This window comes from Micromonospora sp. NPDC049903 (assembly GCF_044460945.1).
Lineage (GTDB): Bacteria > Actinomycetota > Actinomycetes > Mycobacteriales > Micromonosporaceae > Micromonospora.
Window position 1 is genome coordinate 1 of sequence record NZ_JBITKL010000026.1, and the last position, 14,723, is coordinate 14,723.

The 14,723-nt window shown below is 70.8% G+C and carries 12 protein-coding genes; all 12 read left to right on the forward strand.

What is annotated here, in order from left to right; genetic code table 11:
* Window positions 1-783: 783 nt before the first annotated feature.
* The 12 genes from ACIBO1_RS27115 (at window position 784) to ACIBO1_RS27170 (ending at window position 14,658) form a co-directional block, all read left to right on the forward strand.
* The gene (locus ACIBO1_RS27115) at window positions 784-2,346 is read left to right on the forward strand and encodes an MFS transporter (protein WP_396751303.1); all 1,563 of its coding nucleotides are present in this window, start codon (window positions 784-786) and stop codon (window positions 2,344-2,346) included.
* Between the two features lie 19 nt (window positions 2,347-2,365).
* On the forward strand, window positions 2,366-2,965 hold the full coding sequence (locus tag ACIBO1_RS27120; protein WP_396751305.1) for a TetR/AcrR family transcriptional regulator: 600 nt from the start codon (window positions 2,366-2,368) through the stop codon (window positions 2,963-2,965).
* A gap of 240 nt (window positions 2,966-3,205) precedes the next feature.
* Entirely contained in the window at window positions 3,206-3,922 is a 717-nt protein-coding gene (locus ACIBO1_RS27125) for a DedA family protein (protein WP_396751307.1), read from the forward strand.
* A gap of 126 nt (window positions 3,923-4,048) precedes the next feature.
* On the forward strand, window positions 4,049-5,161 hold the full coding sequence (locus tag ACIBO1_RS27130) for a sodium:proton exchanger (protein ID WP_396751308.1): 1,113 nt from the start codon (window positions 4,049-4,051) through the stop codon (window positions 5,159-5,161).
* A 134-nt stretch (window positions 5,162-5,295) separates the two neighbouring features.
* Window positions 5,296-5,823 (forward strand): crossover junction endodeoxyribonuclease RuvC, encoded by a 528-nt coding sequence (ruvC, locus tag ACIBO1_RS27135; RefSeq protein ID WP_350695041.1) that lies wholly within the window; start codon window positions 5,296-5,298, stop codon window positions 5,821-5,823.
* Window positions 5,820-6,422, forward strand: a complete 603-nt coding sequence (ruvA, locus tag ACIBO1_RS27140; protein WP_131057678.1) for a Holliday junction branch migration protein RuvA — start codon at window positions 5,820-5,822, stop codon at window positions 6,420-6,422. The genes ruvC and ruvA overlap by 4 nt, the downstream gene beginning before the upstream one ends.
* Window positions 6,419-7,489 (forward strand): Holliday junction branch migration DNA helicase RuvB, encoded by a 1,071-nt coding sequence (gene ruvB, locus ACIBO1_RS27145; RefSeq protein ID WP_396751310.1) that lies wholly within the window; start codon window positions 6,419-6,421, stop codon window positions 7,487-7,489. The genes ruvA and ruvB overlap by 4 nt, the downstream gene beginning before the upstream one ends.
* Window positions 7,490-7,625: 136 nt before the next feature.
* Window positions 7,626-7,964 (forward strand): preprotein translocase subunit YajC, encoded by a 339-nt coding sequence (gene yajC, locus ACIBO1_RS27150; protein WP_396751312.1) that lies wholly within the window; start codon window positions 7,626-7,628, stop codon window positions 7,962-7,964.
* Between the two features lie 290 nt (window positions 7,965-8,254).
* The gene (gene secD, locus ACIBO1_RS27155) at window positions 8,255-10,138 is read left to right on the forward strand and encodes a protein translocase subunit SecD (RefSeq protein WP_396751314.1); all 1,884 of its coding nucleotides are present in this window, start codon (window positions 8,255-8,257) and stop codon (window positions 10,136-10,138) included.
* Window position 10,139: 1 nt separating this feature from the next.
* Window positions 10,140-11,348 (forward strand): protein translocase subunit SecF, encoded by a 1,209-nt coding sequence (gene secF / locus ACIBO1_RS27160; RefSeq protein WP_396751316.1) that lies wholly within the window; start codon window positions 10,140-10,142, stop codon window positions 11,346-11,348.
* A gap of 101 nt (window positions 11,349-11,449) precedes the next feature.
* Window positions 11,450-12,016 carry an adenine phosphoribosyltransferase gene (locus ACIBO1_RS27165; protein ID WP_131055195.1) on the forward strand — a complete coding sequence of 189 codons (567 nt, stop codon included), beginning with the start codon at window positions 11,450-11,452 and terminating at the stop codon, window positions 12,014-12,016.
* A gap of 197 nt (window positions 12,017-12,213) precedes the next feature.
* Window positions 12,214-14,658 carry a RelA/SpoT family protein gene (locus ACIBO1_RS27170; protein WP_396751397.1) on the forward strand — a complete coding sequence of 815 codons (2,445 nt, stop codon included), beginning with the start codon at window positions 12,214-12,216 and terminating at the stop codon, window positions 14,656-14,658.
* Window positions 14,659-14,723 lie beyond the last annotated feature (65 nt).

Genomic DNA, 14,723 nt, shown 5'->3' on the forward strand with positions numbered 1-14,723 from the left:
GATGGGGTTGGTCGCTGTGGTGTCGGTGGTGGTGTGGTTGAGGGGGCCGGCGGCGAGGCCGCCTGCGACGGTGAGTCCGGCGATGGCCAGGACGCTGTTGCGCAGCATGGTGTTCATGGGGGTAGCTCCATTCGGGGGTTGGGCGCCGCGTGGGGGAGGCGGTGCCGACGCCGTCTGGCGCTGGGGTGGGTTTTCGGGGGGAGGGTGTGGTCCGGGTTGGCGGGGTGTGGTGGCCGCTCGCGGTGCCGGGTCCAGGTGTAACGACCGGTGGGGGCGGGTCATTCCCGGTGGGGGCCGGGGCTCGCGCGGGTTGCCGCGGCGGGCGTGCTGGAGGCGGCCGGTCTTCGTTACAACGACACCCGGCCGCCGAGAATTCCGGCACCGCCACGTTCAGGGCGGACAAATGGCCCATATTCGGCATCTGGTGGGACGGGTCCAGGCGGTCTCACCGGAGGTGGGTGGATTTGTTGCTGCCATAGCGACAACAAATCCACCCACCTCCTCACTTCTCCCCGGGGCCGCGCGTCGAGATGTTAAGAGGGGACCCCTGCTTGCACGCTGGCCGGGCGGCAGGGGGGTGGGTGCAAGGAGGGGTCCCCTACTAACGCCTGGTGTATAGGAAGGGTCCCTTCCTTGCATGTGGCCGCGAGCTGCTGGAGTGCCAACCGGTGGCGGTGACGGGGGTCACAATAAATACGGATCGGTTCCGTATCGGAATGGGTCGGCCTAGGCTCGGGGTGATTACGGTACTCAGCCGTATCGAAATGTGAAGGGTGTCGGGGGATGCAGCCGAACGAGAACACCGGACACCCGAGGCGGTGGGCGATCCTCGCAGTGCTGGTCATCAGCCTGCTCGTCGTCGTACTGGACAACACGATCCTCAACGTCGCCCTGCGTACGCTGGCCGACCCGGTGCACGGGCTCGGGGCCACCCAGGGCGAACTGGAGTGGTCGATCAACTCGTACACGCTGGTCTTCGCCGGGTTGCTGTTCACCTTCGGCGTGTGGGGTGACCGGGCCGGTCGACGGCGGATGCTGCTGATCGGGCTGGTCCTCTTCGGACTGGCCTCGCTGCTCTCCGCGTACGCGCAGAACCCGGGCCAACTGATCGCGGCCCGCGCGCTGATGGGGGTCGGTGGCGCGGCCATCATGCCGGCGACGCTGTCGATCATCTCCAACGTCTTCGACCCGAGGGAGCGCGGACGGGCCATCGGCATCTGGGCCGGTGCGGTGGGGCTGGCGGTGGCGATCGGCCCGGTGCTCGGCGGGCTGCTGCTGGAGCACTTCTGGTGGGGCTCGGTCTTCCTGATCAACGTGCCGGTGACGGCGTTCGGCGTGGTCCTGGTGGCGCTGCTGGTGCCCGAGTCGCGGGATCCGGCACCGGGCCGCGTCGACGTGGTCGGTGTCCTGCTCTCGGTGGTCGGTCTGGTGACCCTGACGTACGGCATCATCGACGGCGGTGAGCACGGCTTCGGTCGCCCACTGGTCTGGGCCACGATCCTCGGCGGCCTGGCGGTGCTGGCCTGGTTCGTCGCGTACGAGCGGCGCAGCAGCCACCCGTCACTGGACGTACGCCTGTTCCGGGTGCCGCGTTTCGCCGCGCCGGTGGCGATGATCGGGCTGGTCTTCTTCGCCGCCATGGGCGTGATGTTCTTCAGCTCGTTCTACCTGCAACTGGTACGCGGCTACAGCCCGTTGCAGACCGGCCTGCTCTTCCTGCCGTTCGCGGTGGCCCAACTGGTCTTCGCGCCCCGCAGCGCCACCATGGTCCGCCGGTACGGCGCGCGGGCCGTCTCGGCGGTGGGACTGCTGCTGACCACGGTGTCGCTGGGCGCGTTCGCCTTCGTCGACGCCACCACGCCGATCTGGGTGGTGCTGGTCGTCTTCTTCCTCCAGGGCACCGGGATGGCGAACATCATGCCGCCGGCCACCGAGTCGATCATGTCGGCGCTGCCCCGGGAGAAGGCGGGCGTCGGCTCCGCCGTCAGCAACACGATCCGCCAGGTGGCCGCCGCGCTCGGGGTCGCGGTGATCGGCTCGGTGCTGGCTGCCGGGTACCGCACCGGCATCGCCCCGGCGGTGGCCGACCTGCCGGCCGAGGCGCGGACGGCGGCCGGCGAGTCGATCTCCGGCGCGTACGGCGTGGCGGGTCAACTCGGACCGGCGGCGCCGCAGGTCATCGCGGCGGCCGACGACGCCTTCGTCTCGGCCATGCACCTGTCGGCGGTGCTGGCCGCGCTGGTCGCGGCGGCCGGTGTCGCGGTGGCGCTGCGGTGGATGCCGGGCCGAGCCGATGCCGCAGCGCCGGCACCGGTCGGCGAGCCCGAGTTGGCCGGTACGCCCTGATGTCAGGAACAATGCCGGCATGACGAGCAGCGCGGACGCACCGCGACCGCCCGGGCGGCCGCGGAGCGTCCGCGCGGACGAGGCCATCGTCGAGGCGACCCTCGATCTGCTGGCGGAGGGCAGCACGATCGAGGCGATCTCGGTGGAGGCGATCGCGGCCCGGGCCGGCGTCGGCAAGGCCACCATCTACCGCCGGTGGCCGGGCAAGAACGCGTTGCTGAGCGACGCGCTGCGCACGCTCAAGGGCGACCCGCCGCAGCCGACCGGTCGGTCCGTCCGGGACGACCTGATCACCCTGGTCAGCGCCATCGGGGACCACATCGACCCACGGGCCGCGAAGATCATGCCGTGTCTGGTGCCGGTGGTGAAACGAGACCCCGAGCAGTACGCGCTCTACCAGAACATCATCGAGCCGCGCCGGGCGGTGATGCGGGAGGTGCTGCGGCGAGGCGTACGCGACGGTGAACTCCGCGCCGACCTCGACGTCGAGGTGACGATGGCGATGCTCACCGGCCCGATGCTCATTCAGCGGGTGATGAACTGGAACCCGGACCTCGACACGTCGACTCTCCCGGTGAAGGTCGTCGACCAGGTGCTGGAGGGCATCACCGCCCGTTGAGGCGGACGGGACACGACCGCCGACCAGGGCACGGTGTCGGGACGGACGCGCCCGGCACGGGCGGGACGCGCAAGAGCACGGCACGGCGGTACGAGAGGCGGGCTCACGACCCGCCCGCAGCGCCCGTGACCTGTGCGAATCGGTGTGAGCTGATGTCGGGCACCGGGGCGATCGAAGGCGGCCTAGACTACGGGCGTCCCGCGGCGGTCGGGACGACTACCGCGGTCTCCGGAGGTCTCCTTGTCGACGCCCATCACCACCACCCTGGCCCTCGGCCCGGACTGGCTCGATCCGGAGTGGTTGATCTCGACCTTCGGGTTGATCGGCATTTTGGTGATCGTCTTCGCCGAGTCGGGCCTGCTGATCGGGTTCTTCCTGCCGGGTGACTCGCTGCTGTTCACCACCGGCCTGCTGGTCGCCGACGGCCAGTACCTCAAGTATCCGCTGTGGCTGGTGTGCCTGCTCATCACCATCGCCGCCATCGCCGGCGACCAGGTGGGATACCTGTTCGGCCGCAAGGTGGGCCCGGCGCTGTTCCGCCGCCCGAACTCGCGTCTGTTCAAGCAGGAGAACCTGCTCAAGGCGCACGAGTTCTTCGAGAAGTACGGTGCCCGGTCGGTGGTGCTGGCACGCTTCGTGCCGATCGTGCGGACGTTCACCCCGATCGTCGCCGGGGTGAGCCGGATGAACTACCGCACCTTCGTCATCTACAACGTGGTGGGCGGCATCCTCTGGGGGACCGGTGTGACGGTCCTCGGCTACTTCCTCGGCCAGATCCCGTTCGTCAAGACGAACATCGAGTACATCCTGATCGCCATCGTGGCGCTCTCGGTGCTGCCGATCGTGTTCGAGCTGCTGCGGGCGCGGATCGCCGCCAAGCGGGGCGTCACCCCGCAGGAGCGCGCGGCGGCCGAGGAGGCGATCCGCGAGACCCGGGAGCACTACGGCAAGCACTGATCCTGGCTCGCGGTCGTCGGCGCGCGCACGCCCGCGACCGCGAGCGGTGACCCAGGCCCCGTCGTCCGGGTCACACCGGCCGCCGGAGATGTTGGTGCCGGTGGCCCCGCCCCATAGGGTTCGATCATGCAGACGTCGGCGGCCGAGATCGACCAGCCCCGCCGGGATGTCGGGCGCATCGTGGACATGCTCCTGTGGGGTGCGACCGCACTCGGCGCGATGCTCGCGGCGCTGGCACATCTCACCGGTGCGGCGCCGGTCCTGCGCTTCTTCGTCGCGCTGGTCGCGATCACCCTCGCCTCGGCGGTGCTCGGACGGTCGCTGGACCAGCTCGGTGGCCGGATGCGTCCGGCCGCCATCGGCACCTTCCAGGCCGTGGTCGGCAACCTGCCCGAGCTGATCATCTGCATCTTCGCGCTCCGCGCCGGCCTGGTGGCCGTGGTGCAGGCCGCGTTGATCGGGTCGGTGCTCAACCTGCTGTTGCTGGGCAACGGACTGTCCTACCTGGCCGGTGGGCTGCGCAACGGCACGATGAGCATCGACGGCCGGCACGCCAAGGTCACCCGGGTCATGCTCGTGCTGCTGATGGCCACCCTGATCACCCCGGCGATCGCGGTCAACCTCGGCACTCCCGCCGCCGAACACACCAGTGCGGTCTCCTACGTGGTGGCGATCGCCCTGCTCACCGTGTTCGTGGTGTCCCTGCCGTTCCGCCTCGGCAAGGACGCCGACGCGCCGCCGCCGGTGCACAACGGGGCCGGCGAGGCCAAGGTGGGCACCTGGCCGCTGCCGCGCGTCCTGCTGCTGGTGGCCGTGGCCGGACTGCTCATCGCGTTCGAGGCGGACTGGCTGATGGACGCCCTGCTGCCGGCGACCGAGGCGATGAACCTCAACGCCGCCTTCGTCGGCCTCTTCCTGGTGGCCACCGTCGGCAACCTGTCGCAGCTCGCCCCGGCGGTGCAGCTCAGCCTACGCGGCGACGCCGACACCGCCACCGCGATCACCATGGAGGGCGCGCTCCAGGTCGCGTTGATGCTGGCCCCGGTGCTCATGCTGATCGCACCGCTGCTCGGCGCCGGTGAGTTCACGCTGATCTTCCCGCCGTTGCAGATCGTCGCGGTCATCGTGGCGGCCCTGCTCGTCGTCTTCGTGACCATCGACGGGACGGTCAACCACCTGGAAGGGCTGGCGCTGGTGGCGCTCTACACCGTGCTCGGCTCGCTGTTCTGGTGGGGCTGAGACCGGGTCGGGCCACACGGCGACTCCGGTGGCGCGGTGGAACGGTGCCGGGCGTGTCCCGGAGCACGGCTCGCAGACGGCATCGGTAGGGTGTCGAACACACGTACTGGCCGGTGGCCGGGGGAGGAGGCGGCGTGCGGGTGCTCGGCGTCGACCCGGGGTTGACCCGATGCGGGGTCGGCGTGGTCGAGGGGGTGCCCGGCAAGCCCTGCACGCTGATCGCCTACTACGTCGTCTACACCGATCCCGGTGACGAGCTGCCGGCGCGCCTGCTGCACCTGGACCGTTCGCTGACCGACCTGGTCGCCGAGCACCGGCCGGACAGTGTGGCCGTGGAGCGGGTGTTCAGCCAGCACAACGTGCGTACGGTGATGGGCACCGCGCAGGCCAGCGGGATCGCCGTGCTCGCCGGTGCGCGCGCCGGACTGCCGGTGCAGACGTACACCCCGAGCGAGGTGAAGGCGGCGGTGACCGGCTCCGGGAAGGCGGACAAGGCGCAGATCACGGCGATGGTCACCCGACTGTTGCGGCTGCCCGAGCCGCCGCGCCCGGCCGACGCCGCGGACGCCCTCGCGCTGGCGATCTGCCACGTGTGGCGGGGCGGCACCCGGTCCAAACTGGCCGTCGCGGCGGACCGGGCGAGACGAGGAGGAGCGAGATGATCGCCAGTGTCCGCGGCGTGGTGACCGCGACCGGCCCGGCCCACGCGGTGATCGAGGTGGGCGGGGTCGGCCTGGCCGTGCAGTGCGCCCCCGGCACCATCGCCGACCTGCGGGTGGGCCAGTCGGCCCGGTTGGCCACCAGCCTGGTGGTGCGGGAGGACTCGCTCACCCTCTACGGCTTCGCCGACGACGACGCGAGGGCGCTGTTCGAGCTGCTCCAGACCGCGAGCGGGGTGGGGCCACGCCTGGCCCAGGCGGTGCTCGCCGTGCACACCCCGGACGCGGTACGCAAGGCGATCGCCAACGCCGACACGGGCGCGCTGACCCGCGTACCCGGGATCGGCAAGAAGGGCGCCGAGCGCCTGGTGCTGGAGTTGCGCGACCGGATCGGCCCGGTGGCCGTCGGTGCCGACGGCGCGGCCGGGGTGACCGGCGGGGCGTGGCCGGAGCAGGTCCGCCAGGCGCTGATCGGGCTCGGCTGGACGGCCGGTCAGGCCGACCAGGCGGTCACCGCCGTCGCGGAGACCGTCGACGGGCCCACGCCGCCGGTGCCGGTGCTGCTCAAGCAGGCGATCCGGCTGCTGGGCCGGTCCCGGTGACCGCGCCCGACGGCGGGCTGGTCTCGGCATACGTCAGCGAGGCGGAGCGCGACGCGGAGGTCAGCGTCCGGCCGAAGCGGCTGGACGAGTTCATCGCCCAGCACCGCGTCCGCGACCAGCTCGACCTGCTGTTGCAGGGTGCGATGCGGCGCGGCTCGCCACCGGACCACATCCTGCTCTCCGGGCCGCCCGGTCTCGGCAAGACCACCCTGGCCAACATCGTCGCCGCGGAGCTGGGCACCGGCATCCGGGTGACCAGCGGCCCGGCGATCGAGCGTTCCGGCGACCTGGCCGCGATCCTGACCAGCCTCGCCGAGGGCGATGTGCTCTTCATCGACGAGGTGCACCGGATCGCGCGGCCGGCCGAGGAGTTGCTCTACAGCGCGATGGAGGACTTCCGGGTCGACGTGGTGGTGGGCAAGGGACCCGGCGCCACCGCCATCCCGCTCGACGTCGAGCCGTTCACCCTGGTCGGCGCGACCACCCGGGCCGGGCTGCTGACCAGCCCGATGCGGGACCGCTTCGGGTTCGTCGCCCACCTCGACTTCTACGCCCCCGCCGAGTTGGAGCTGCTGCTGCACCGCTCGGCCCGGATCCTCGGCGTGCCGATCACCGACGACGGGGCGGTGGAGATCGCCGGCCGGTCGCGGGGGACCCCCCGGATCGCCAACCGCCTGCTGCGCCGCGTCCGCGACTTCGCCGAGGTACGCGCCGACGGGGTGGTCACCGTCGAGACCGCCCGCGCGGCGCTGACCGTGTACGACGTGGACGCGCTCGGCCTGGACCGGCTCGACCGGGCGGTGCTGACCGCGCTGGTGGACTCGTTCCGGGGTGGCCCGGTCGGCCTGTCGACCCTGGCCGTGGCGGTGGGGGAGCAGCCGGACACGGTGGAGGAGGTCTGCGAGCCGTTCCTGGTGCGGGCCGGCCTGCTGGCCCGTACGCCGCGCGGCCGGGTGGCGACCGATGCCGCCTGGCACCACCTGGGACGTAACCCACCGAATGGTACATTTGCGGGCGAGGCTCCTGCCGTGCCCGACTTGTTCTCCGTGGACAGCGACCAGCCGTGATCTGTTCGTGATCTGTGCCGCATTCGGCGTTCCCAGATAGAGCGACTAGACTCGCCGCGGTCCGCACAGGATGTGAAAATCCGCCTCCGCTCTGGTGCCAGCACCGTGACGGAGGCCAATGGGAAGGTCTACAACCGTGCTCTACGCAGCAGAAGGCGGAGGAGCGGCGGGCTTCACGCCGATCCTCATGATCGCGCTGCTCTTCGGCGTCATGTACTTCATGATGATCCGCCCGCAGCAGAAGCGCCGCCGTGAGGCCGAGGCGATGCAGACCGGCCTCTCCGCCGGCGACGAGGTGGTCACCATCGGCGGGCTCTACGGCACGGTGACCGGCGTCGAGGACGACAGCGTCCTGCTCGAGATCGCTCCCGGAGTGCAGACCCGCTACGCCCGCCCGGCGATCGCCCGGGTGGTCACCAAGGCGGAGCGACCGATCGAGTCGCCCGTCGAGGAGAGCGACACCGTCAAGGACTGAACACCGCCCACCCGGTCGACCGCCGCGCGGCGGTCATCACGCCCGGGTGGGAGCCGCCCGCACGCGTCCCCGCGCGGGCGGTCGCCGCACGTGGCGCGAGTGCGACAACTGGATAGATGGCCGACGCCGGGCGTCGGTGCTCCGGCTCGGCCGGTCCACGCGCCCGCGTCGGCCACCCGAGGCGGCGGCACCGGCCCGGGCGCCGTCGGAAGGCAGACCGTGGGCCGGGCAGCCGGCCGACCCGCCGCCGCGCCCGCGGCGGCGCGACCGTACAGGGAGACAGGACAGCCGTGGCACCACCTCAGGGACAGATGCGCCCGGGACGGCAGTTGGCCGTACTCGGGGCCATCTTCGTCGTCCTCTATCTTTTGGTGTTCTTCTCGGCCGGCGCCAGCGGGGGCTGGAAGGATCGGCTCGAGCCTCGTCTCGGTCTTGACCTGGTCGGTGGTACCCGGCTGACGCTGGAGGCCACCAACACCCTCGACGGTCGGGCCCCGACGGCGGAGAACCTCGAGAAGGCCCGCCAGATCATCGAGAACCGGGTCAACGCGTACGGCGTGGCCGAGGCCGAGGTGATCACCGAGGGCGACCGCAACATCGTCATCTCCCTGCCCGGCGAGAACCGCGACCTCACCGAGGTCGGCAGCGCCGCCGAGCTGCGCTTCCGCAAGGTGCTGAAGATCGCCGACGGCAGCGGCACGGTCCGCACCCCGGCGCCGACCCCGACCGGGGCCGTCGAGCCGACGCCGTCCGGCGACGCCGCCGCGAGCCCGTCGCCCACGCCCGAGGCCGAGGTCACCTCCTCGCCGTCGGCCGGCGGCCAGGGCGGTAGCGCGCCGACCCCGACGCCCACCGAGTCGCCCGCCGCGACGCCCTCGCCGTCCCCGAGCGCGGACGAGGACGTGCCGCAGAGCGTCGAGGAGCAGCGGCAGGCCGTCGAGCAGAAGGTCGGCGCCGAGGCGTGGGCCGCCGCCAGCGGCCTCCAGGCCCCGGCGGACCTGGCCGCCGATCCGTCGCTGGCCGAGAAGCTCGCCCCCTTCGCCGAGCTGTCCGGCCGCGAGGCCGCGGTGCTGCCGACGCAGATGCAGTTCAACGTGCCGACCATCAGCTGCCTCCAGCTCGACGACCGGCCGCCGGCCTCGATCTCCGACCCAAAGCAGCAGGCGGTCTCCTGCGAGGCCGGTTCCATCAAGAACCTGCTGGACGTGGCGAAGGTGCTCGGCACCGACGTCAGCAGCGCCACCGCGGTGCGCGACCAGACCAGCCAGTGGGTCGTCAGCCTGGACTTCACCCGCAGCGGCGGGGAGAAGTGGACCGCGCTGACCCGCGAGGCGTTCAACAACGAGGGCCAGGCCTGCGACGCCTCCGCGCTCGGTGACGAGGGCCGCTGCCGGGTCGCGGTGGTGTTGGACAACCAGATCATCTCGTCGCCGCAGATCCAGGGCGTGCTCGTCGGCAGCTCGCAGATCACCGGCAACTTCACCAACGCCGAGGCCAGTGAGCTGGCCGGCTACCTCAGCTATGGCGCCCTGCCGGTGACCTTCGAGCCGCAGGAGCAGCAGAACGTCACCGCCACCCTGGGCGCCAGCCACCTGCGGGCCGGTCTGCTCGCGGCCGGCATCGGCATGCTGCTGGTCATCATCTACTCGTTCTTCTACTACCGCCTGCTCGGCTCGGTCATCTTCCTGAGCCTGGTCGCGTCGGCGCTGCTGCTCTTCGGCTCGCTGGTGTTCCTCGGCCGGCAGATCGGCTTCACGCTCACCCTCGCCGGCATCGCCGGCATCATCGTCTCGCTCGGTGTGGCGGCGGACTCGTTCGTCATCTACTTCGAACGACTCAAGGACGAGATCCGCGAGGGCCGCAGCCCGCGCAGCGCGGTGCCGCGTGCCTGGATCCGGGCCCGCCGGACGATCATCTCGGCGAACGCCATCACCATCCTGTCGGCGGTGGTGCTCTACATCGTCTCGGTCGGCACGGTGAAGGGCTTCGCCTTCGCCCTCGGTCTGGCCACGGTGCTCGACCTGCTCGTGGTGTTCCTGTTCCGGCACCCGATCATGACGATGCTCGCCAGCACCAAGGCGTTCCTGTCCCCGCGGGTCAGCGGACTCGGCCGGGTGCTGCCCGCCCGCTCGGCGCCGACCCAGCCTCGCAACCAGCGCGCCAAGGAGGCGTGACATGTCCGCTGAGAACGGTCTGGCAGCTCGCCTCTATCGGGGCGAGGCCGGCCTCAACATCGTCGGCAAGCGCAAGATGTGGTTCACCGTCGCCGCGGTGCTGGCGACGATCGCGCTGGCCAGCGTCATCTTCAACGGGTTCAAGCTCGGCATCGAGTTCGCCGGTGGCAACTCGTTCCAGATCCCGACCAGCGTCGGCACGCTCCAGGACGCCGAGGCGGCCACGCAGGACGCACTGTCGGCCCAGGGCGGCACGGTGGTCACCGCGCAGCAGGTCGGCGGTGGCAGCGGCAACTTCTACGAGCTGCGGACCACCGAGCTGGACGGCGAGCAGGTCCAAGCGGTCAAGACCACTCTGGGTCAGCAGTTCAACATCGATCCCGAGTCGATCAGCAGCAACCGGGTCAGCGAGGCGTGGGGCAGCCAGGTGACCAACCGGGCGTTGCTCGGTCTGGTCATCTTCATCGCGCTGGTCACCGTCTACCTGGTCCTGCGCTTCGAGCTGAAGATGGCCATCGCGGCGATCTTCTCGCTGGTGATGAACCTGATCCTCACCGCCGGCCTCTACTCGATCGTCGGCTTCGAGGTCACGCCGTCGACGATCGTCGGATTCCTCACCATCCTGGGCTTCGCCCTGTACGACGTGGTGGTGGTCTTCGACAAGGTGCAGGAGAACACCAGAGGGATCACCGCGAGCAACACCCAGACGTACGGCGAGGCGGCCAACCTGGCCGTCAACCAGAGCCTGATGCGGTCGATCAACACCTCGGTGGTCGCCCTGCTCCCGGTCGGCGGCATCCTGTTCATCGGTGCCGGCCTGCTCGGCGCGGGCACCCTGAAGGACCTCGGTCTGGTGCTGTTCGTCGGTATGGCGATGGCCTTCGTCACCTCGATCACCCTGGCCACGCCGCTGCTGGTCGTGCTCAAGAACCGTGACCCGCGGATCGACGCGCACAACAAGCGGGTCCAGGCCCGTCGGGCCGGGACCTCCCGGGACACCTCGGCCGCCAAGGGCTCCCGCAAGGCGGAGTCGACCGAGGCCGCCGAGACGGACGAGGAGCCGGTGGCCGCCGAGACCGGCGCCGCCCTGGCCGGTGCCGCCGCGCCGAAGGTGGGCGCGCGTCCGGCCGGCAAGCGCTCCGGTGGCGCCCGGGGCGGCCGCCCCGGCGGCGGGGGCGGCAACCGCCCGGGTGGCGCCAAACGGCGCTGACCGGGCCGGGACCGACCCGGTAGGGACGAACACGACGGCGTCCTGCATGCTGTGCGAGCAGCGTGCAGGGCGCCGTTGTCTGGTGGAAGGGACCAAGCGTCGTGACGGAGACCCACAGCAGCGCGGTACGCGGCGACAGCGGCCCGGAGACCGCCCGGCTGGTGGCCAGCCGGGTGCTGGACGTGCCCGACTTCCCGAAGCCGGGCGTCATGTTCAAGGACCTGATGCCGCTCTTCGCCGACGGTGAGACCTTCCGGACGGTGATCGACGGGATCGTCGCCCACCACGGGCGGGACTCCTTCGACACCGTGGTCGGCATCGAGGCGCGTGGCTTCGTGGTCGCCGCCGCGATCGCGTACGCGACCGGGGTCGGTGTGGTGCCGGTGCGTAAGGCCGGCAAGCTGCCCCGTCCCGCGTACGCGGCCTCGTACGAGCTGGAGTACGGCGAGGCGACGCTGGAGGTGCACCAGGACGCGTTCACCGCGGGGCACCGGGTGCTGGTGGTCGACGACGTACTCGCCACCGGCGGCACCGCCGCGGCAACGCTCGACCTGGTGGAACGGGCCGGTGGCACGGTCGCCGGATTCACCGTGCTGCTGGAGCTCTCGTTCCTGGGTGGGCGGGCGAAACTGGCGCCGCGTCCCGTCCATGCCCTGCTGACCGTTTGAACCGACCCGCCCCCCGCGACCGAGGCGGCACGGTACGTCCGGCGGAGCGGCAGGGCACCGTCGGTACGGGTAGCATTGCCCATTGCTGACCGGACGGTGAGTCGTCCGAGAGGCGCGAGACCAGACCGGCCGACGCACGGTCGGTCTTTCCCCGGCGAGCGGTGAGGAGGCCGGTGTCCCACGATGTCGTCCCTCCGGTGGAGGGCACGGTGCACCCGACAGGTGACGCGAACGGCTCGCTGACCGACCCCGACGGTGCCACACCGGCCGTGGCCGGGGCACCCGGTGCGGTCCGCCCCACCGGCGACGTGGCGGTCCCCAGCGCGGCCGACGGCGGGTCCGTCGCGGCCACCGGTGACCCGGCGCCGAGCAGTGGGTTCGGGCTCTCCAACGCGCCCACCGGGCGACGGGTCCGGGCGCGGCTGGCGCGGTTCAACGCGCCATGGCAGTCGTCGCAGGTCAGCGAGGTGCTGGAGCCGCTGATCTCGTCCCACCGGGAGAACCACCCCAAGGCGGACGCCCGGCTGCTGCAACGTGCCTTCGACACCGCCGCGCGGTGGCACTCGGGTCAGTACCGCAAGTCCGGCGACCCGTACATCACCCATCCGCTGGCGGTGGCCACCATCCTGGCCAACCTGGGCATGGACACCACCACGCTGGTCGCCGCGCTGCTGCACGACACCATCGAGGACACCGAATACTCGCTGGACCAGATGCGCACGGACTTCGGCGGCGAGGTCGCGCTGCTGGTCGACGGCGTCACCAAGCTCGACAAGGTCAAGCTCGGCGACGCGGCGAAGGCCGAGACGATCCGCAAGATGGTCGTCGCCATGGCCAAGGACCCGCGCGTTCTGGTGATCAAGCTGGCCGACCGGCTGCACAACATGCGGACGCTCTCCTTCCTGCCCGCGCCGAAGCGGGAGCAGAAGGCCAAGGAGACGCTGGAGATCCTCGCCCCGCTGGCCCACCGCCTGGGTATGAACACCATCAAGTGGGAGCTGGAGGACCTCGCGTTCGGGACGCTGTTCCCGAAGCGGTTCGAGGAGATCAACCGGCTGATCGGGGAGCACCAGCCGCAGCGCGAGGCGTTGCTGCGGCAGGTGACGCAAAAGGTTCAGGTCGACCTGAAGGCCGCCAAGATCAAGGCGGAGACGACGGGTCGGCCGAAGCACCTGTACTCGATCTACCAGAAGATGATCGTGCGGGGTCGGGACTTCAACGACATCTACGACCTGGTGGGTGTGCGGATCCTGGTCGACACGGTGCGGGACTGCTACGCGGCGTTGGGTGTGATCCACGCGAACTGGCAGCCGGTGCCGGGCCGGTTCAAGGACTACATCGCGATGCCCAAGTTCAACATGTACCAGTCGCTGCACACCACGGTGATCGGGCCGACCGGCAAGCCGGTGGAGATGCAGATCCGCACGTACGCGATGCACCGTACGGCTGAGTTCGGCATCGCGGCGCACTGGAAGTACAAGGAGAAGGGCACCCAGATCGTCGGGCCGCCGGCGCACATCGACGAGATGACGTGGCTGCGGCAGTTGCTGGACTGGCAGCGGGAGGCGGCGGACCCGAGCGAGTTCCTGGACGCGTTGCGGTTCGACCTGTCCAGCCAGGAGGTGTACGTCTTCACCCCGAAGGGCGACGTGATCCCGTTGCCGACGGGGTCGACGCCGGTGGACTTCGCGTACGCGGTGCACACCGAGGTGGGGCACAAGTGCATCGGGGCGCGGGTCAACGGCAAGTTGGTGCCGTTGGAGTCGACGCTGTCCAACGGTGACGTGATCGAGATCTTCACGTCGAAGTCGGAGACGGCCGGCCCGACGCAGGACTGGTTGGGTTTCGTCAAGAGTCCTCGGGCGCGGACGAAGATCCGGCAGTACTTCAACAAGGAGCGTCGCGAGGAGGCGATCGAGGAGGGCAAGGACGCGATCGTCAAGGCCATGCGCAAGCAGGGCATGCCGTTGCAGCGGATGCTCACCTCGGACGCGTTGATGGCGATCGCCCGGGACCTGCACCTGGCCGACGTGGCGTCGCTGTACGCGGCGGTGGGGGACAGCCAGGTCTCCGCGCAGTCGGTGGTGCAGAAGCTGATGGCCACCTACGGCGGCGAGGAGGGTGCGGCCGAGGACATCGCGGAGACCGCGGTGGCCACCCGGCCGCCGCGCAGCCGGGCCTCCAGCCACGACCCGGGTGTGGTGGTACGCGGCGTCAGCGACGTCTGGATCAAGCTGGCCCGCTGCTGCACCCCGGTGCCGCCGGACACGGTGTTCGGCTTCGTCACCCGGTCCGGCGGGGTCAGTGTGCACCGCGACGACTGCGCCAACGCCGAGGACCTGCGCGCCCAGGGCGAGCGGGTGGTGGAGGTGAGCTGGAAGCTGACCTCCGCCTCGACGTTCCTGGTCGCCATACAGGTGGAGGCGCTGGACCGGCACAAGCTGCTCGCGGACGTCACCCGGGTGCTCTCCGAGGAGCGGGTCAACATCCTCTCCGCCACCGTCACCACCACCCGGGACCGGGTGGCGGTGAGCCGGTTCAGCTTCGAGATGGCCGACCCGAAGCACCTGGGGCATCTGCTGGCCGCCGTCCGCAAGGTCGACGGGGTCTTCGACGCCTACCGGGTCACCTCCGGGGCCTGAGGCGTACGACCGGACGACGAAAGCGCCCGCCGGCTCAGCCGGCGGGCGCTTCGTCGTACGCGGGG

Excerpts from the sequence above, each read along its gene's own strand:
- ACIBO1_RS27130 (WP_396751308.1), top strand. The coding sequence starts at position 4,049 with ATGCAGACGTCGGCGGCCGAGATCGACCAGCCCCGCCGGGATGTCGGG.
- ruvA (WP_131057678.1), top strand. The coding sequence starts at position 5,820 with ATGATCGCCAGTGTCCGCGGCGTGGTGACCGCGACCGGCCCGGCCCAC.
- ACIBO1_RS27115 (WP_396751303.1), top strand. The coding sequence starts at position 784 with ATGCAGCCGAACGAGAACACCGGACACCCGAGGCGGTGGGCGATCCTC.
- secF (WP_396751316.1), top strand. The coding sequence starts at position 10,140 with ATGTCCGCTGAGAACGGTCTGGCAGCTCGCCTCTATCGGGGCGAGGCC.
- ACIBO1_RS27120 (WP_396751305.1), top strand. The coding sequence starts at position 2,366 with ATGACGAGCAGCGCGGACGCACCGCGACCGCCCGGGCGGCCGCGGAGC.